The following is a 17,704-nucleotide window of genomic DNA, read 5'->3' as shown; positions in this document are numbered from 1 at the left end:
GCCAGCGCGAAGCTCACGGCCGTGACCAGCATCGCGCACAGGTTGTAGAAGGCGACCTTGGCCTGCTCCTGGATGGCCAGCGGCGCGGTGATGAGGCGCGGCACCCAGTGGTACAGCACGCCCTCGATGGCCCGGGCGGGCTCGGGATAGGTCAGCGCCCCGTCGCGCAGGATGCGCTTGATGGTCGAGGCCTGGTCCGAAGTGCCGACCATGGCATTGGGCAGCTCCGGCGCTAGCGACGCCGGTCGGCCGCGGCCGAAGAAGAAGCGCAGCCGCTTGGCCCCGGTCGCGGCGGTGACGACGCTGGCGAACAGCAGCCCCAGGCCGACGGCCACGGCGATGGGGTCCAGCGACTGGCGGTGCTCGAACAGCGTGAAGAGGGCCGCCGCGCCCATGAGCGCCGCGCACGCGAACAGCAGCTTGTTCTGCACCCGATACGGGTTAGGCAGCTCCAGGGTGGCGTTGGCGCTGCTGTAGTCGTAGCTCATGGGTGGCCCGGCGCGCTGGCAGGGAAGAGACGAACGATTGTGTTGGCGCCGCGGCGGCCAAGGGTGCTCAGGTTGTTAGGGCAGGGCGCCGGCCGCCAGCCTCCGTGTGCCACGCCGGTGGTGAAGGCTGACGATGTGCCAAGGCCTGATGGCTGGCCTACAACTTCGTGCTTGATGGGGCTGAGCTGCGTCTGGGCGCCGGACAGCTACACGGAAGGAGCAGGTCGTGATCGAAGGACTCGTTGCAGGGAGGGTGTACGGCCGCACCGAGCAGCGCACGAGCAACAGTACCGGCAAGGTCTTCACCGTGGCCAAGGTCCGCGCCGCCACCAGCGGCGGCGAGACGCTTTTCGTCAACGTGCTGGCCTTCGACGCCACCGCCCAGGCAGCGCTGCTGGCGCTGTCGGAGGGCGACGCGGTGTCGCTGGCAGGCACGCTGACGCCCAAGGTATGGATCGACCGTGAGAATCAGCCTCGGCCGGCGTTGGACCTGATCGCGAGCCAGGTTCTCACGGCGTATCAGGCGAAACGCAAGCGCGAGGCGGTGACCGGTGCGGAGCCGCCGCTGCGCCAGGCTAGGGTAGCGACGCAGCAAGAGGACTATCGCTCGCCGGCATCAGCACCGGCAGCGCCGCCTGCAGCCACGGCGGCAACCGATGCCGATGGCTGGCCGGCCTCGGACGCACCCTGGAACGATGAGACGCTATGACCGGCGAACGCGACCTGAGAAAGCTGCTGCGGCACATGACGCCGCAGCTGCAGCCCGGCACCTTCGTGTTCTCCACCTTTCCGGACAACGACTTGCCTGCCGACTTGGCGCCCATCGCCACGTTCCGTGAGGCCGAGGGACTCAGCGCGATCCTTGCGCTGGATGAGGCCCGGCGCGCAGGCGTGCCCTACCAGTTCGAGTCGGGCCTGATCACGCTCACGATTCACTCCTCGCTGGACGCCGCGGAATTCCTAGCGGCCGTCTCGGCGGTACTGGCCGATGCCGGCATCCTATGCAAAGCTGTATCGGCTTGCCACCACGTCCACTTCTTCATGCCGCGGGAAAGGGCGCAACGGCCATTGATCTCTGCTCGCGGTGGCTGCAGTGCTGGCGTAGATTCATGGTCGGGAAAAGGCACTGTCAAACTGAAAGCGCCTCGCGTACATCGGCGGGGCGAACAACAGCACCAGCCAGAGAAGAGGCTCCCCCAGAAATCCGTTCCGTGCCCGTTGCAGGTATTTGACCCGCCATCGCGAATACCCGCTTCGCAGCGAAAGCGGCCGTCCAACCAAGGCTTACAAACGCGGCAGCCGGCCGCCAACGGCTTCTCGCTAAAACAGCGCGACAGAAGATCGGTCAAGAGTGCGAGTGGCCCTTCAATGGATTTGCCCTGGGATCCAGCATCGTGCCCACCGCTCTCCATAGATGAGCCACCCTCGCCGCCGCTTCGTGTCAGAGCGGCCAATAAATGTTCTCTAGCAAAAATCAGTAACGGGCGGAATGCGCCACTTGCAGTTACCCTCAGATCACGGAGTTCAGGCTCGACGAAATAGTATCCAAGCACTCAGACGCGTTTCTAGGTAGCATGATCATGAATACTGAGGTAGAATCAATTCTTATATGAACGCCAAACAGGCGCCAAAAGCGATCGGAAGGCAATTTTGTGGAAGTTGCGAGCAGCAGTGTAGAGCACATTAGTAGAGAGGCGGGAGACACGCAAAAAGGAATACGCTTTCAAAAGCTAAGAGCGGCAATTCGTTTTCTTGAGCGCGTCGAGAAAAACATATCAGGACGCGTATTCTGCGCGGTTGAGTTTCTAGAAGATTCCATGATTATCGATAGTGCAGGTGAAGCTATGCTTGCCGGCGAAGAAAATAAACAGTACACCAAGCCGTTAAGCTTTAATTCTCCTGCAATCAAGAATACCGTTGTCGCTTTTTTGGATCTTGTTGTTGCATTCCAAGAGTCAGATGAATTAAAGCTGGGTGTTTATGCTTCAGCCAGCCTTGCTGGGGAAAGAGTATCAGCAGAAGCAAGAGTTAAGGCTGGACTTTCGGATGAAATTAAGTCCTACCAGATACTAAAAAAATTGTCATCGAAATCTTCGCTCGATAACGAAGAAATTCTTGTTGCGAGACAACTTGTGCTTGACGAGTATCAAAAACAGTATGCCGAGCGTAGCGGCTTAGGTTTTTATGGGGTAGTTTCGCAGTGGGATGCCGAAAAATTCTTCAAATTCTTAGAAAGCATCGAGTGGTCTGTCCATGTTGAAGACAATTTCACCCTGGAACAAAAAGCTCTCGAACTGGTAAAAACATGCAGATTCTTCAATCATCGACACGAAGGATTGGAAAAGTTCATCCTTACTCGACTGCTTGATGAACTAGAGAAAAGATCCCACTCAACCAGTCCTGCGAATCGTCTTGTTTCGACGGCCGACTTGCAACTTATGTTTATGGAAATTCTTACTGAAGAGCGCCTTGTGACAATGGTGGACGATAAGCAACCAGACCCTGCCGCAGATAACTGGGAAGGTATAACAGTTAGTGATTTTCGAAATCTAACAGAGAAAATACTCTCGATCTCACCCAATTATCCTCAAAAATCTCTGCAAAGGTTGGCACGCCGATGCTCCCTCGCAAGAACAGAAGCAGGAGTCTTTGATCGACAATATGTCTCCTTAAGGCGCCGTATCTATGACGTCTGCGAACAATATTTAGAAGATCGCGCGAAACCAGGTCAGACCATGAACGGCGAGGAGGTTGACGCGATCATAAATGATTTGGCGAAAGAATCGCATGAATGCATTCAAACGCTGTCGCAATCTTACAAATATAATATAAAGGATCGCGAAACAATTAAGGGTGCTGTTTTGACACTTTTCGATGAGTGCTTTATTGCATTTGATGATTATGATGCGAAAAAGTAATAATAGGCGTCTCAACTTCATATCTGGCGAAGATTTTTACTTTCTTGCCTACTCAATATTGTTGGCTCTCCATCTTTTGGGCGGCACCGCACGAAGGATAAGGGATCACAGGAAGATATCTTTTCTTGTCCAATTTTTGGCAGACGATCGACTGATTGGTATAATCGAGCGCACAGCAGAGAAAGGGGTTGGCAATCCTGTTGACAGAGAACTGCTATTCTCTAGCTACACCAAAGCGGAACTGCAGAAGAGAGAAGTGTTTAAAATATTATTTGCACTTGAAAAACGGGGCTTCGTAGGTCTTGAACGGACGGACATGGCTGAAGTTGTCGACGTCACCTTGATTCGTGACAATCTGCCGAAGGGTTTTCTGGAGAGCGAGTCGTTCGCCAAGGAAAAGAGCAATGCAGCCAAGCTTAAAAAGCTGTTACCAAGGCTTGCCAGTTCAAGTTTCGAAGCGCTGATTAATCGCTTGTATCGTGAGCGAGGTGTAAAAGCATGGGTTTCCTGAAAATAATGAAGATGGAGTACTTGGGAGACAAGTACTATTTTGAATCCCCATCTTTAAACCAGAATATCTGCATTATTGAGGGCCCTAATGGCTCTGGAAAATCAACGTTTTTCAATTTAATATATTTTTGCTTAGGAGGCAAAGTTGCCGAGTTTGATCCTGAATCCAATGAGGTTCATGATGAGGTGATGAGTGACACCAACAATATGGCGAGACTCATTATCCAAATAGATGGGCGTCTGTACACCTTAACGCGAAAGATTCGCGAGAATTTGATAACAGTTTTCGAGGGACGAACCTCTGCCGATGGGATTGAGACAGAAGTCAGTGCTTTTACTCTGCCTGTTTATCGAAAAGAATCAGGGCAGCGCGCTTTCTCGGATTGGATGCTCGAAGAATTAGGCATTCCAGTTGTAGAGATATTCCAGGGCGGCAGGAGCTTTAAGCTTAACTTCACAGACCTTTCTCGTCTGTTCTATCATAATCAAAGTCCGGATCCGCATGGGATCTATAAACCGGCAGATAACGTAAATTTTATCACCGACTCTCTTGAGATTCGACGTGCCATCTTTCAGATACTGGTAGGTAAGACGCTGCTTGCTCTCTATGACGCAATCAGCCAAATGAAGATTGCTGACAAAGAGCAACAGGCGGCGCGCTCAGTGCACCAAGAATATCAGGATATTGTTTCCGAACTTCTTAAAGCAAGCGGGGTCCAAGGAGTTCAGAATGTAAAATCGCTACGTGCACAAATCGAACTATTAGAGGCACAACTCAGCAAGTTGCTTGATACAAGAAGCGGCTTTACGAAGGGGCGCGTTGGGGAATCCGCGGCCAGAAAAATGCTGGATATACAGCTCCGTGACCTGCACGAATTGGAGATCGCTGGACGGAGTATTGAAAAACAAATTGCGGAAGTCAGCGAGGAAGCCGGCCGCATGATTGATTTGGAGCGCATGCTCAAAGATGACATAGAAAGAATTAATAAGGTCATATATACGCATGGACAATTGGCGCTTTTTTCTAGCGATACATGCCCTTTCTGTCTCAACACCGTCAATCGAGCAAAGTATAAGTGCGTATGTGGACATGACGTGGATGAACATGATTATCAGCGCTTTTTCTATAGTTCTGCGGAATATCTAGATATACTGAGATCCAAGTCCAAGGCGCTGGAAACGCTAGCTTTGGCCGTAATAGATATCAGGGATGAGAAAAAGAGCTTAACTGCTGAACGCGAAAGATTGGAGCAGTTGGTGGCAGATCGGCGCAAGCAATTGGAGGGCAGCATTGGTAACGGCGAAGTGGTTAGTGCAGCAGTGGATCAAGTTGACGAGAAAATACTCGAGTCCAGAACTACAATTAGTCGACTGCAAGAAGCCCTTCGTCTAGAGGAGAAGCTTGCAACTCTACAAGAGAGGCTAGATTCAAAAAAGCGACAATATGAGATTGCGAAAGCAGAAGTTAATCGCTTGGATGCTGCATCAAAAGTTGAACTGCAAGGTCAACTTACTGCCTTCAATGCCGTCTACAATGACATGATGACGTCGGTTCTTGCTGACTGCCGCACTGCGCAAATAGACTCTGAAACGTACCTGCCTGTCATAAATAATGGGGTGTATCGAGAGGCAAGCGCCACCGTTCCAAAGCGGTTTCTTTATTATTTAACGCTCCTGCAGTTATCCTTGCAGAGTGACATACCGTTTCCAAGGCTACTTTTGGTAGATACGCCTGAGACGGCGGGCATAGATCTACCAAATTTAGTGAAAATGCTTCGCTTAGTAGAGGCGCTAGAAAACCCGAAGAATAAAGAATATCAGTTTATTATGTCTACTGGTGTTGGAAAGTTTCCGGCGGAGTTTGAATCCTTCGTTGTATTGAGATTGAGTGACGATGCAAAACTGCTCCACCGGAGAAGCGCGTCATCATAAGATTTGCTCAACTGCGTATTTGTGCGGCTGCCTGCTATAATCTTTCGTCAGATCACTGGTTTACAGTATACTTCTTGGTTCAAGAGAAAGTTGCTTAGAATGTTTCCAGTATCTGCGAGTCTGATAGCGAGCCGCACAAGTGTTTATTGCGCTTTCTGAATACAGGTAATGTGCCGCAGAGTGGTCGTAGACGTAAGCGCGCCAGACGACTGCACTCGGCACGAATGGGCCAGATGGTGCTCAAAATTGAATGTCCGCACTCAGCCTACTGCGGGTATTCGTTCGGTGCGTAATGCCGAATCCCTGAAATCGCGGCTTTTGGTCGCCAGCCGCCCCAACAGCGGCGTGAGGTAGTAAAGCCGCCGGGCGATGAGGTGACGGACTTCTCCCTCGCGCTACCAACACCGCAGACCGCCAGCAGCCGGGAGTACAACAGTTCCCGGCGTTGCTGCTCACGCAGAGACCGTCACACGATGACTTTCACTGTGCCGGTCTCGCCATCCAGCGTCAAAAGGCCGACGCCTTTGGTGAGACTGGTCGCGCGCCCGCGCCATGAACCCGGCATTTGTTCGAATCAGCCTTTCTGTAGCCGTCTCATACAGCGCCGAGCGACCCGTCATCTGTAATGCTGTATGAACATACAGTTAAAAAGCAGAGGAAGCCATGGACACCGATACGCTGGAGACGGTGCACGAGGACCGGCTGTGGATCGACAACGGCTGGCCGGCCAAGGTCATCAAGAACGAGGACGACGACGGTTGGGCGGTGGCGATGACGCGCCACGGCGAGGCGGAGCTGGCGCTGGTGGGCCCGTGGACCATGGGCCGCGACAAGAAGAACCCCAAGCCGCTGGACGTGTCGGCCTTCAACACGCTGGTGAAGACCGCCAGCGAGGTGCGGCGCCGCGCCGAGCAGCACCAGCACGTGATGCTGCACAAGAGCGTCACGGTGAACGCCGGCGGCGAGACCATCACGGTCGAGCTCGATATCGTGCCGGACGAGTACGAGCCCTACGCCGTGCTGTTGGCCAAGGACGTGTTCGGCGAGCAGCTGGCCAGCGTGAAGCTGCACCCCGACTTCAAGCTCAACGCCGTCAGCGCCGGCGCATGGATTGAGGGCGGCTACCGGTCGCCGCGGTGAGCCCACCGATCAACACGCCGGCCGCCACCGATGCTGTTTGAGGTCCGCCGCCAGCGAATTCGAGGTGTCCCCGTGCCCAAGGATGAGCGCAACCGCATCGTGCCGGTGCGGGGCGACTTGCGGGTCCAGGAGGCGGCCGCTGAAGCGATGGGCCGCCGGTTGTGCCGCGTGGCCACGCTGCACGCGCTGGACCGGGCCATCGACGATCACCTGCTGCCGCCGCTCCACGACGTCGCACTCCTCTGGGTCGCGCCGCTGGGCATGGTGCTGGGCGGTATCGAGTTCGACGGCCAAGGAGCGTTCTGGCAGACCTGGCACCTGACGTCCTGGGACCGCTCCGCCCCAGTTGTTGTCGGGCCGCGTCACGTTGCCGCGCACGAGGCGGCCGGCTATTGCCGAGACGCAGGAGGCCCGCCAGCGCTGAACAGCAGCAGCGCGCTGCAGGTGGCGCCGTTGGCTGAGCCAATCTGCCGGCATGAAGACAGTACCGCCCACTTTGCCTCTGCGAGCAATACCGTCGTAGGTGAAAAGCAACTCGACCTGAGGCGCTTGTCCCCGGAAACGGTGGACAACTCTGTAGGCAAGCCGCTTCTTAGGGAATCAAGTGGTTGATTCTTAAAGCAATTTTCCGCCTGCTCAAGAATTAATCAGCGCCGCGGTGGCTGGCTTGATCCGCATCAGGACGTCGCCGCCGGTCTCATGCGTTCTGACTTCCAGGTAGTCCTGCTGCGACACCATGCTGCAGTCCATAGCGACGCCGGCCACCCGCTTCAACTCAGGGGCGGCAGGTCGTGCCGGCGGCGAGCCCATGATCTGGCGGCAGCCAACGCTGCCGGGCATGGCGGCTCAGTGTGCCGAGGGCACCAAGTTGCGCAATGTCTTCAGCAGCGTCTGGAAGGGTCGCTGCTGGCGACGCTGCGCGGCCGTGCGCCGCACGGAGCCTTCCAGCCAGCCGCGCTCCCATGCTGCCGCTTCCTGGGAGCCCGGCGGGTACGGGCACTGGCCGCCGAAATAGCCTCCGGCCTTGAAACCCTCGTGTCGCGCGTCAGATCGGTTGGATGGCATGGCGTGACTCCTTTCCGACCGGGAAATGCAAGCGATATACCTGCGCCGCCTCCGAGCCTCGGATATCCCAGCTCGCTCCCCAGGAAAGGCGCAACGCCGCTGGCGTGGGAGCCACGCCCCGCTGCACCTGGCGTCAGTCGTTTCTACGGCCCATCGCGCCGCACCGCATGGACGACACCAAGCATGCGCCCGTCCTCGCCAAAAAGAATCGCGACGCGGCGCGCGGTAGGGTCAGAAGGTGAGCCGGCAACCGCACCCCACTGCAGCAGCCGCTGGCCGTTGGGGTACCCCTTCTCGGACGTGTGCGGACCGAGCAGCGCGGTGGCGTCCGCCAGCGTGGTGATGCCCGGCGTGAGGCGGTCAACAAGTGCGGCACCGTCGCCAAGCCCGCCGACGTTTACATATTCCAACATAAACCTGCTACGCTGCGCATCACCCCGCTAATCCGATGCGCCTGTGATCCGCTGCCTGCTTCCCGACCTCATGCGTGAACGCGAACTCTCCGTCGCCGCGCTGGCCCGTGCCACGGGCCTCAACCGCAGCACACTGACGGCGCTGGTCCACCAGCGCGCCACGCGTATCGAGCTGCCGGCTATCGAGCGCCTGTGCGAGGTCCTCCAGTGCCAAGTCGGCGACCTGCTGCAGCTTGAGCGACGTGACGCCGGAGCCGGCGCATGACGCTGGGCGCCGCACGCTGGCACGTCATCGCCGAATCGAATTTCCAGTGGGAGCGCGAAGCGCTGGAGTGGCTACGTGCGCAGTTGCCTGACCGCGACCCCTGGCATGTTTGGACCAACTTCGAATTCATTGATGACGAGGGCCGCGTCAACGAGGTGGACGCGCTGGTGCTCTCCCCTGCCGGTCTGTTTCTGGTTGAGATCAAGAGCCGCCCCGGCACGCTCACCGGGGACACACACACCTGGACTTGGCGCACCGATGGCCGTGACCGCACCACGGACAACCCGCTGATTCTGGCCAACCGCAAGTCCAAGCGGCTGGCCAGCGTGCTGCGCCGCCAGTCGGCGGTGGCCAAGGCCAAGATCCGCCTGCCTTTCATCGAGCCAGCCATCTTCCTGTCCTCCACCAGCTTGGCCTGCCGACTGGAGGGCTTGGCGCGCGCCGGCGTCTTCCAGCACGGCCGCCCTGGTGCGATGGACGATGACGGCATCGTCGGCGCCCTGGCGCGTGGCGTCGTGCAGCGGCCCCTTGCGCCGGTGGACGGCCAGCAGGCCCGCGCCGTTGCCCGTGGCCTATCCGAGGCCGGCATCCGTCCTTCCAACAAGCACCGCCAGGTGGGTGACTACCGCCTGGGCCGCCTCATCGAGGAAGGCGAAAGCTTCCAGGATTGGGAAGCCCAACACGTCTCTATTGAAACGGTGCACCGGCGGGTACGGATCTTCACCGTGGCCACGGCCTCCACGCCCGAGGCGAGGTCGGCTCGGGTGCGGCAGGCACGGCGCGAGTTCCAGGTGCTCGAAGGCATCGACCATCCCGGCATCCTCAAGGCACGCGAGTACAAAGAGACCGAGCAAGGGCCCGCTCTGGTTTTCGACCACGACCCCAAGGCCCGGCGGCTGGACCACCTGCTGCGCGAGCACGGCGCGCTGCTCACGTTGTCGCAGCGGCTGCAGCTGGTGCGCGACGTGGCCGAGGTGCTGCGCTACGCCCACGGCAAGCGCCTGTACCACCGGGCGCTGGGGCCGCAGAGCATCGTCGTGCAGGGCATCGAGTCGGGCCAGCTGGCGCTGCGCCTGATGAACTGGCAGACAGCCTCTCGCATAGCCGGCGACACCACGCCCGACACGCCGCACCGCACCACGGGCACGCGCCACGTCGAGGACTACGTCGAAGACCCGGGCCTGGTCTACCTGGCCCCCGAGGCGCTGCGCAGCGAGACGGCGCCAGGGCCGGCGCTGGACGTGTTCTCACTCGGCGCTCTCGCTTACCACGTCTTCAGCGGCCAGCCGCCCGCAGCCTCGCTGCTGGAGCTACAGCAGAAGCTGCGCGCGGGCCCGGGGCTGCGCCTGTCCGACGTGATGGACGGCTGCGGCAGCGAGCTGCAGGCCCTGGTGCAGCGCGCCACCGACCCTGAGGTGCTGGCGCGCTTCGAGTCAGTGCGCGAGTTCCTGGACCAGCTCGACCAGGTGGAGGACGAGCTCACCACGCCAGACCCGGAAGCCACCGTGGACCCGGACGCCGCCCGTGCCGGGGACCGGCTCGAAGGCGGCTTCAGCGTCGTGCGCAGCCTGGGCCGCGGCGCGTCGTCCGTGGTGCTGCTGGTGCGCGAGGACGGCGACGCCGAGGAGTTGGTGCTCAAGGTCGCCCGCGACGCGGCACACGACGACCGCCTGGTGGCCGAGGGCGAGGTGCTGGCGCGGCTGCGTCATCCGCACATCGTCGAGTACCGGCGCACTCTGACGGTGGCTGGACGCAGCGCCCTGTTGTTGCGCAGCGCGGGCGACAAGACGTTGGCGGAACAACTGCGGCCGGGCCGCCTGTCGCTGGACTTGCTGCAGCGCTTCGGCGAAGAGCTCATTGGTGCCGTGACCTATCTGGAGGCCGAGGGCGTCGCACACCGGGACCTCAAGCCCGAGAACGTGGGCATCAGCTCGCGCAACGGCCGTCTGCAGCTCGTCCTGTTCGACTTCTCGCTCACGCGCACGCCTACTGAGAACATCTCCGCCGGTACGCACCCGTACCTCGATCCCTTTCTGCCTGAGCGCAAGCCGCCGCGCTGGGACCTGTACGCCGAGCGCTATGCGTTAGCCGTAACGCTGTACGAGATGGCAGTCGGACAGCCGCCAGCCTGGGGTGACAACGTCACCTCGCCGCTGATGCTCGACGTCGAGGCCACCATCGAGCGCGACGTGTTCGACCCCGTGGTGCGCGAGGCGCTGGCAGCCTTTTTCACTCAAGCGCTGCGCCGGGATTTCAAACAACGCTTCGACAACGCCGAGGAAATGCTGCGTGCCTGGCGCGCTGTCTTTGACACCCGCGCCACGGCCCCCTCGCAGGCCCGGGGCTTCGAGGCCGTCGCGCTGGCGGCCACCGCGGCGACCACCATGGCCGAGCTGGGCTACAGCCTGGAGGCGCAGGAGGTGCTGGAGCGCATGGGCGTGCACAACGCCCGCGAGCTGCTGGCGGTACCGCGCATCGAGTTCCGCTACCTCAAGGGCGTGGGCGACAAGATCCGCAAGGAGATCCGCCTGCGCGCCAAGGATCTGGCGCGTTTGCGCCCCGATCTGGCGCCGGACCGTGGCAGCACCGTGCTGGACGACGACGAGGCGGGCGGCGACCACAGCATCAATGCCCTGGCCGCCAAGCTGATGCCACGGCGCCCCGCCGCTGACGACCGCGCCGACGATGCCGCGCTGGAGCGCTACCTGGGCCTCGACGACGCCGTGCCGGCGCTGGCTTGGCCCGCAGTGGGTGAGGCGGCGCAAGCCGCGGGCGTGGAGCGTGCGGTGCTGGCCGGCGCGCTGGTGAAGGCGCGCGACCGCTGGCTCAAGTGGCCGGCGCTGACCGAGCTGCGCGCGCAACTGGAGACGCTGCTGCCGAACCAGGGGCAGGTCATGAGCGTGCGCGAGGTGGCGCAGGCGCTGTTGGCACTGCGCGGCTGCGCCTCGGCCGACGACGCCGAGCGGCTGCGCCTGGCCGGCGCGGTGCTGCGCGCGGCGCTGGAGGCGGAGGCCCACACTGCGCAGCCCCGCTTCGAAGCTTTCGCACAGGCCACGCCGGCATTGGTGGCCGCCTCGGCCGCGTGGGCGCAATACGCGCGGCAGCTCGGTGCCGCCGCTGACGACTGCGCACAGGCCGACCCGCTGCTGCCGCCCCAGCGCGTGCTGCAGACGCTGGAGGCCGTGTCGCTGCCCGAGGGCGCCACGCCGCTACCACCGGCCCGGCTGCTGCGGTTGGCAGCAAGCGCCTCGCGTCAAGCCGCGCTCTCCAGCCGGCAGGAGCTGTACCCCGTGGGCATGTCGCCGCTGCAGGCGCTGCGCCAGTCGATGGGCGCGCTGATCGGCGTGCCGCACCTGACCGAGCGCGACCTGCAGGAGCGCGTGCGCGGCCGCTACCCCGAGGCGTCTCCCCTGCCCGGCCGGCCGCGCCTGGACGCTCTGCTGGACGAAGCCGGCGCGCCGCTGCAGTGGGACCCGACGGCGGCCGACGGCCGCGGCGCCTGGCGCCCCGTGCTGCTGGGCGCCGGCACCACCGGTGGCACCACCGCCACGCTGTTCTCGCACCAGAGCACGCTGCCCGGCGGACTGCCGGCCACGGATGCCGTCCTGGACGACGCCCGCCGCGTGGAGGAGCGCCTGCAGCGCAGCCTGCGCCAAGGCGGACTGCTGGCGCTGTCGGTGGAGCTGCGCCTGGCGCGGCATGCCGAGGCCGAGCTGCTGCGCCGCTTCGCCGCGGCGGACGCCGGCGCCTTGCGTCGCCTTAGCGTGGACGCGCTGCTGCTGCGCGAGCTGCGGGCGCAGGCCACCGCGGCGCGCGTGGACTGGGGCGTGGTGCTGCGCGCCGATGCCGCTGAAGCCGGCAGCCGCGACCGTGTGAACCTGCTACGCCTGGTGCAGCGCACGCTGCCCGCCCTGCGCAGCGCGCTGCTGGACAGTCCCGCGCCGCTGCTGGTGGTGAACTGCGGGCTGCTCGCGCGCTACGAGCTGATGCCGCTGCTCGCCGAGCTGGAAGGCGCCGCCGGCCGCCCGGGCCGCACGCCGGCCGCCTGGCTGTTGCTGCCTGCCCATGACCCCAGTCGCGCCTGCATCGATGACGTGGCGGTGCCACTCGTCAACGCGCAGGCCGCGCTGTCGCTGCCGCAGGCCTGGATCGAGAACCGTCACCGCGCCGGGGTGGCCGCCTGAGCAGCAGGCCGGTACCCCTCTTCAAAGAACATCTTTTTTCTTCTTCAAATGATCGACGCCAAAGCCCTGCTGGCCGCCCTGACGCGCCAACTGAAACGCCTTGAAGACGACCTGCGGCAGCGCATCGACGAGGTCGTGGACCTGAACGATGCCTTGCGTGCCGAGTGGCAGGCCGCGCACGACGCCGACCGAACCGCCGAAACTTTCGAAAGCTGGGCCGAGCAGGTCATCACGCAGGCCGGCGTGCACTGGCTGCTGTCTTGCGTATTCCTGCGCTTCGTAGAGGACAACGTGCTGGTGGAGCGGCCCTGGCTCGGCGGCCGGCCTGACGATGGGCGGCTGGCGCTGGCGCGCGACCGGCACGAAACCTTTTTCCGTGCCCATCCCGAGTTGAATGACCGCGACTACCTGCTGGCTGCCTTTCGCGAGGCGGGCGAGCTACCGGGGCTGCACACCTTCTTCGACGAGGCACACAACCCGGTCTTCCGACTTGGTATCAGCGGCGACGCCGCCATGGCGCTACTGCAGTTCTGGCAGCAGGTGGACCCTGACACGGGCAAGTTGATCTTCAACTTCGAGGACGTGGAACTAGACACCCGCTTCTTGGGCGACCTGTACCAGGATTTGAGCGAAGCCACCCGCAAGCGCTACGCGCTGCTGCAGACGCCGGAGTTCGTGGAGGAATTCATCCTCGACCGCACGCTCACACCGGCACTGCGCGAATTCGGCCTGCGAGTGGTGCGGCTGATCGACCCGACCTGCGGCTCGGGACACTTCCTCTTGGGGGCGTTTCATCGGTTGGTGGACGAGTGGGCATGCAACGAGCCGGGGTTGAACCGGCGCGAGGTTGCCAAGCGGGCACTAGACGCTGTGGCCGGTGTGGATCTGAACCCCTTCGCAGTTGCCATCGCGCGCTTCCGGTTGCTGGTGGCGGCGCTGAAAGTGTCAGACGTCCAGCGGCTGCGCGATGCGCCGGATTTTAAATTGCACGTCGCCATCGGGGACAGTCTGCTGCATGGCCGGCGCTTTGGCCTCAAGGCTACCGACGACATGTTTACGGGCGCTGAACACTACGCTGGCACTGGCTTGGCACACGCCTATGCCAGCGAGGATTTGAAGGAAGTGCAGGACATCCTTGGTCACCAGTACCACGCGGTAGTAGGCAACCCGCCCTACATCGTCGTGAAGGACGCAGCGCTCAATGCGGCCTACCGTCGTGATTATCCCGAGAGCTGCCACATGAAGTACTCGCTGGGCGCGCCTTTCACGCAGCGCTTCTTCGAGTTAGCGACCACGGGCAAGGTCGGCCAAGGCGCAGGCTTCGTGGGGCTTATCACGGCCAACTCTTTTATGAAGCGCGAGTTCGGCGCAAAACTGATAGAGAAAGTATTACCACAACTGGACTTAACGCACGTCGTAGACACTTCCGGCGCCTATATTCCGGGCCACGGCACGCCCACAGTTATTCTCTTTGGCCGCCATCGTACGCCGGTTGACACCAGCGTGCGAGCGGTGATGGGAATCAAGGGTGAACCATCCACGCCCGAAAATCCAGAAAAGGGGTTGGTATGGAATGCCATACTCAATCAGATCGATAGACCTGATAGCCAGAGCGCTTTTCTAAGCGTAGCGGACACTCCACGGATCACGTTCAGCAAACATCCATGGAGTATCGGTGGCGGCGGCGCCTCAGAATTAAAGGAAGCGATTGAAGCAAGAAGCGCTGAAACGTTCGGTTCAAAAACTACTGCTATGGGATTTTTTGGCATCTCAGCAGCTGATGAAGTCATGCTTGCTGATTTAGCCAGTTTTGCGCGGCGCGGTGTAGAGCAAGACCGAGTACGGCCTCTCATATCCGGCGACGAAGTGCGGGATTGGGCAGCAACCCCTGAGCTGTACGCATTGTTTCCTTACGACAAAGACCGTCTCGTTCCAATCAATTCCTTTTCTGGAATGCACCGTTGGCTTTGGCCTACAAAAGCATATCTTGGAGCACGCGTCACATTTTCAAAGCGCACCTACTTGGAGGAAGGGCGAGCCTGGTGGGAATGGCATCAAATTGCGTTGGACCGAATTAAATCCCCATTGACTATTACCTTTGCTGAGGTTGCGAGCCACAACCACTTTATTCTTGAGCGTGGCGGCAAGGTCTTCAACCGCACGGCACCGATCATCAAATTGCCCACTAACGCGAGCGAGGAAGAGCACCTAGGCCTACTGGGGGTGCTCAATTCTTCTGTAGCGTGCTTTTGGATGAAGCAAGTAAGCCATCAAAAGCAGATGATGGGTGGTGATGGCATTCGCATTTCAGACAAATCCAAGGTTCCCTACCAATTCGCTAGTACTCAGCTCAAAGAGCTTCCTCTCCCAGCCAATTGGCAGAACTCCCCGTTGCGCCAACGTCTTGTGACGTTGGCTCGTCAAGCCGACGAGCTTGGACGGCAGCTTGCATCGCCTTCAGTAGAAGAAATTATTAGACAAGGACTTGCCAGTGGAACATCTATCGTTAAGGCATGGAGCGAGATTGAACAACGCCGAAGCAAATGCCGCTCGCAGCTGATTTTCCTTCAAGAAGAAATTGATTTCACTTGCTACTCTTTCTACGAACTCACAAACGAGCCAAATCTGCATTCAGAACGATGTGATTGGGAGGTTTCAATTGATGCCGGCAGCAGGCCTTTTTGCATTCTTGCTCAAAAAAATGATGAAGGATTTTCAGTTCCTGCGGATGTGCCGTCAGAGTGGCCTGAGGAATTGCAAGCACTGTGGCGCCGGCGAATGGAAGCAATACGCGCCAGTGCTAGTCTGAAAGCGATTGAGGAGTCGCATTACAAACGTCGCTGGGTTGGGCGGCAAGGGTTGTTCAATCACGACAAGCGACGAGATGAGTTTAGGTTGGGGTTGAGAACTTGGTTGCTCACGCATCTTGAGCAGCCGCACTACTGGCCCACCGACCCGCCGCAGCTTGCCTCCACGGCCAAGCTAGCCGACGCCGCACAGCGCGACACTGCCTTCATGCAGGTGGCTGCCCTCTACGCTGGCCATGCCGACTTCGACGTGGGCCAACTGGTGGCTGAGTTGGCGGCGTCCGAAGCTGTGCCTTATTTGCCCGTGCTGCGCTACGCCGACAGCGGCCAACGCAAGCGCGCGCAGTGGGAAGCCACTTGGGCGCTGCAGCGCCAGGAGGACGCCATCGATGCCGAGGTGGAGGCCGAGGCTGAAGGCTGGCGCAAGCAGCTGCAGAGCGAGGCCCGCGAAACCTGGGGCAGCCATGAGCATCCCGACGCAGTGAAATGGCTCGAGAACCGCCTGGCCGAGGAACTGGCGAACCAGAAGGCAGAACGCAAGGCCAACGAGGTCGGCAAGATTCCCGTGCCGCCCAAGTACCAGTCCAAGGACTTTCTCAAGGCCGATTTCTGGCGTCTGCGCGGCGGCCTGGACGTGCCCAAGGAGCGCTGGATCAGCTACCCCGGTGCCGAGCGCGGCGCCGATGGCAGTCTGCCCGTGGCCTGGGCCGGCTGGGACCACCTGCAGCAGGCCACTGCCCTGGCCGGCTACTACCTGGACATGAAAGACAGCGAGGGCTGGCCGGCCGAGCGCCTGCAGCCGCTGCTGGCCGGCCTGCTGGAACTCGTGCCGTGGCTGCAGCAGTGGCACAACGACGTTCACCCCGAGTTCGGCGAGCGCATGGGGGACTACTACGCCAGCTTCGTAGCTGATGAGGCGCGGGGGCTTGGTTGCACCCTCGACGACTTGAGGGCGTGGAAGCCGGCCGTGGTGGCGACGAAGCGGGGGAGGAAGGCCAAGGCCAGCACCTGAGCGAATCGCCGAAGGCTGGGCTCGCCATGAGGCACTGGCCTTCTGGACGTGAAGCAGATGCAGTCGGGCGAATTAAACGCCCGGCAGCCTGCTACTGACCTGCGGTATTACGCACCCAATGGTGCCCGACATTCGGGCCAAGTTAGAGGATAGGCAGGGCGCAACGCCAGACAGCCGGCGAACCTGCACGGCAGTTAACCGAAGGGAGGAGAAAACATGACGGTCAAAAAAACCCAAGAACTAAGGATCGAACGCAGCAATGAGCCGATTCCGACCATCGAGGTGGATGAGGACGACATTCCCGAACAGCTCTGTGGTTGGGAGGACCTCCTTGGCAAGGCACTGGCGCATGCGGCGCGGAAATGGCCTGACAGGGTCACTACGGTCTACAGCCACCAGCGTCCGAGCACGAACTTCGGCATGCAGACCTGTTCCGTGTTTTTCATTGTCAATGACTATGCATTGCTCGACACCGTACGCGATGCTTTCCGCAACGCCGGTGTGAGGCGCGTGCGCGGTAGCGACTCACTGCGGCCGTCCTGGGGTACCCCGCAATATCACCTCGAAGACGGAGTTGCTTGGCGACGCGCGGACGCCATCACCTGGGAGTCGATCGATTTGCCAGAGGATGTAGCGGCAGCCGAAGATGACGCTGAGGACGACGGCTGGGATGACGACGATGTCAGCCTGGACGTCGCGCCCGAAGAAGTCGAAGAAAGCGAAGAAGCTGTTGCAGTTCGCACCGGCAAGCCCGTGCGTTTCAGGGCAGCGCGCGCTGATGCATCAATCGGCACTATTCGCAGAAAGATTGAAGAAATCTTTGGCCTTCCTGAAGGCTCTGTTGCCATTTGTGGCCCGGACCGCAGGGCACTACGAGCAGATGCAACGATCCGTACTCTGAGGCGGCGATGGGAAAACGCTGCGTAAGCGTGCAAGCACGTTTTCACGCCAATAATAAAACTGCCTGAAA

14 protein-coding genes and 1 pseudogene are annotated in these 17,704 nt (G+C 60.6%); 11 read left to right on the top strand and 4 right to left on the bottom strand.

Annotation, left to right across the window (positions count from 1 at the left end; genetic code table 11):
* Positions 1-488 (bottom strand): annotated as a pseudogene (locus H537_RS0111750) (hypothetical protein); the annotation flags it as partial.
* Positions 489-741: 253 nt separating this feature from the next.
* Between H537_RS0111750 and H537_RS50325 the strand changes: the two are divergent.
* The 7 genes from H537_RS50325 to H537_RS42465 all read left to right on the top strand — a co-directional run bounded on the left by H537_RS50325 (position 742) and on the right by H537_RS42465 (position 7,600).
* A complete protein-coding gene (locus tag H537_RS50325; RefSeq protein ID WP_064735953.1) occupies positions 742-1,197 on the top strand; it encodes a single-stranded DNA-binding protein in 456 nt (151 codons plus the stop codon).
* The gene (locus H537_RS50920; RefSeq protein WP_084150605.1) at positions 1,194-2,030 is read left to right on the top strand and encodes an ACT domain-containing protein; all 837 of its coding nucleotides are present in this window, start codon (positions 1,194-1,196) and stop codon (positions 2,028-2,030) included. Before H537_RS50325 ends, H537_RS50920 begins: the two co-directional genes overlap by 4 nt.
* 110 nt (positions 2,031-2,140) lie before the next feature.
* Positions 2,141-3,406: a hypothetical protein gene (locus H537_RS52610; RefSeq protein ID WP_156901624.1), complete on the top strand. Its 1,266-nt coding sequence runs from the start codon at positions 2,141-2,143 to the stop codon at positions 3,404-3,406.
* Complete coding sequence (locus H537_RS52605; protein WP_156901623.1) at positions 3,363-3,917, top strand: hypothetical protein; 555 nt, start codon at positions 3,363-3,365, stop codon at positions 3,915-3,917. Before H537_RS52610 ends, H537_RS52605 begins: the two co-directional genes overlap by 44 nt.
* The gene (locus H537_RS50915; protein WP_084150604.1) at positions 3,905-5,848 is read left to right on the top strand and encodes an AAA family ATPase; all 1,944 of its coding nucleotides are present in this window, start codon (positions 3,905-3,907) and stop codon (positions 5,846-5,848) included. Before H537_RS52605 ends, H537_RS50915 begins: the two co-directional genes overlap by 13 nt.
* Positions 5,849-6,511: 663 nt before the next feature.
* Positions 6,512-6,988 carry a hypothetical protein gene (locus tag H537_RS0111730; RefSeq protein WP_028998082.1) on the top strand — a complete coding sequence of 159 codons (477 nt, stop codon included), beginning with the start codon at positions 6,512-6,514 and terminating at the stop codon, positions 6,986-6,988.
* 72 nt (positions 6,989-7,060) lie between these two features.
* Positions 7,061-7,600, top strand: coding sequence for a hypothetical protein (locus tag H537_RS42465; RefSeq protein ID WP_156901622.1), 540 nt, complete (start codon positions 7,061-7,063; stop codon positions 7,598-7,600).
* Between the two features lie 24 nt (positions 7,601-7,624).
* On the opposite strand, the gene H537_RS42460 is transcribed toward H537_RS42465, so the two are convergent.
* The 3 genes from H537_RS42460 to H537_RS42455 all read right to left on the bottom strand — a co-directional run bounded on the left by H537_RS42460 (position 7,625) and on the right by H537_RS42455 (position 8,463).
* Entirely contained in the window at positions 7,625-7,828 is a 204-nt protein-coding gene (locus tag H537_RS42460; RefSeq protein WP_043458602.1) for a hypothetical protein, read from the bottom strand.
* 6 nt (positions 7,829-7,834) lie between these two features.
* The gene (locus tag H537_RS0111715) at positions 7,835-8,053 is read right to left on the bottom strand and encodes a hypothetical protein (RefSeq protein ID WP_028998081.1); all 219 of its coding nucleotides are present in this window, start codon (positions 8,051-8,053) and stop codon (positions 7,835-7,837) included.
* Between the two features lie 143 nt (positions 8,054-8,196).
* Complete coding sequence (locus tag H537_RS42455; protein ID WP_156901621.1) at positions 8,197-8,463, bottom strand: hypothetical protein; 267 nt, start codon at positions 8,461-8,463, stop codon at positions 8,197-8,199.
* A 73-nt stretch (positions 8,464-8,536) separates the two neighbouring features.
* On the opposite strand from H537_RS42455, the gene H537_RS0111705 reads away from it, so the two are divergent.
* The 4 genes from H537_RS0111705 to H537_RS52600 all read left to right on the top strand — a co-directional run bounded on the left by H537_RS0111705 (position 8,537) and on the right by H537_RS52600 (position 17,661).
* Positions 8,537-8,731, top strand: a complete 195-nt coding sequence (locus H537_RS0111705) for a helix-turn-helix domain-containing protein (RefSeq protein ID WP_211234997.1) — start codon at positions 8,537-8,539, stop codon at positions 8,729-8,731.
* Positions 8,728-12,915, top strand: a complete 4,188-nt coding sequence (pglW, locus tag H537_RS0111700) for a BREX system serine/threonine kinase PglW (RefSeq protein ID WP_028998079.1) — start codon at positions 8,728-8,730, stop codon at positions 12,913-12,915. The genes H537_RS0111705 and pglW overlap by 4 nt, the downstream gene beginning before the upstream one ends.
* Positions 12,916-12,963: 48 nt before the next feature.
* Positions 12,964-16,734: a BREX-2 system adenine-specific DNA-methyltransferase PglX gene (pglX, locus tag H537_RS42450; protein ID WP_043458601.1), complete on the top strand. Its 3,771-nt coding sequence runs from the start codon at positions 12,964-12,966 to the stop codon at positions 16,732-16,734.
* Positions 16,735-16,950: 216 nt separating this feature from the next.
* The gene (locus tag H537_RS52600; RefSeq protein WP_156901620.1) at positions 16,951-17,661 is read left to right on the top strand and encodes a hypothetical protein; all 711 of its coding nucleotides are present in this window, start codon (positions 16,951-16,953) and stop codon (positions 17,659-17,661) included.
* Positions 17,662-17,704: the final 43 nt, after the last annotated feature.

Source organism: Azohydromonas australica DSM 1124 (genome assembly GCF_000430725.1).
In the GTDB taxonomy this organism is placed as follows: Bacteria; Pseudomonadota; Gammaproteobacteria; order Burkholderiales; family Burkholderiaceae_C; genus Azohydromonas; species Azohydromonas australica.
Note: the sequence above shows the minus strand (reverse complement) of the source record. Positions and strands in the feature narration are given on the sequence as shown.

Bases quoted from the DNA above. Each gene is read 5' to 3' on its own strand.
- pglX (WP_043458601.1), top strand. From the start codon at position 12,964: ATGATCGACGCCAAAGCCCTGCTGGCCGCCCTGACGCGCCAACTGAAA.
- H537_RS0111705 (WP_211234997.1), top strand. From the start codon at position 8,537: ATGCGTGAACGCGAACTCTCCGTCGCCGCGCTGGCCCGTGCCACGGGC.
- H537_RS50920 (WP_084150605.1), top strand. From the start codon at position 1,194: ATGACCGGCGAACGCGACCTGAGAAAGCTGCTGCGGCACATGACGCCG.
- H537_RS50915 (WP_084150604.1), top strand. From the start codon at position 3,905: ATGGGTTTCCTGAAAATAATGAAGATGGAGTACTTGGGAGACAAGTAC.
- H537_RS0111730 (WP_028998082.1), top strand. From the start codon at position 6,512: ATGGACACCGATACGCTGGAGACGGTGCACGAGGACCGGCTGTGGATC.
- H537_RS0111715 (WP_028998081.1), bottom strand. From the start codon at position 8,053: ATGCCATCCAACCGATCTGACGCGCGACACGAGGGTTTCAAGGCCGGA.
- H537_RS42460 (WP_043458602.1), bottom strand. From the start codon at position 7,828: ATGCCCGGCAGCGTTGGCTGCCGCCAGATCATGGGCTCGCCGCCGGCA.
- H537_RS52600 (WP_156901620.1), top strand. From the start codon at position 16,951: ATGACGGTCAAAAAAACCCAAGAACTAAGGATCGAACGCAGCAATGAG.
- pglW (WP_028998079.1), top strand. From the start codon at position 8,728: ATGACGCTGGGCGCCGCACGCTGGCACGTCATCGCCGAATCGAATTTC.
- H537_RS52605 (WP_156901623.1), top strand. From the start codon at position 3,363: ATGAGTGCTTTATTGCATTTGATGATTATGATGCGAAAAAGTAATAAT.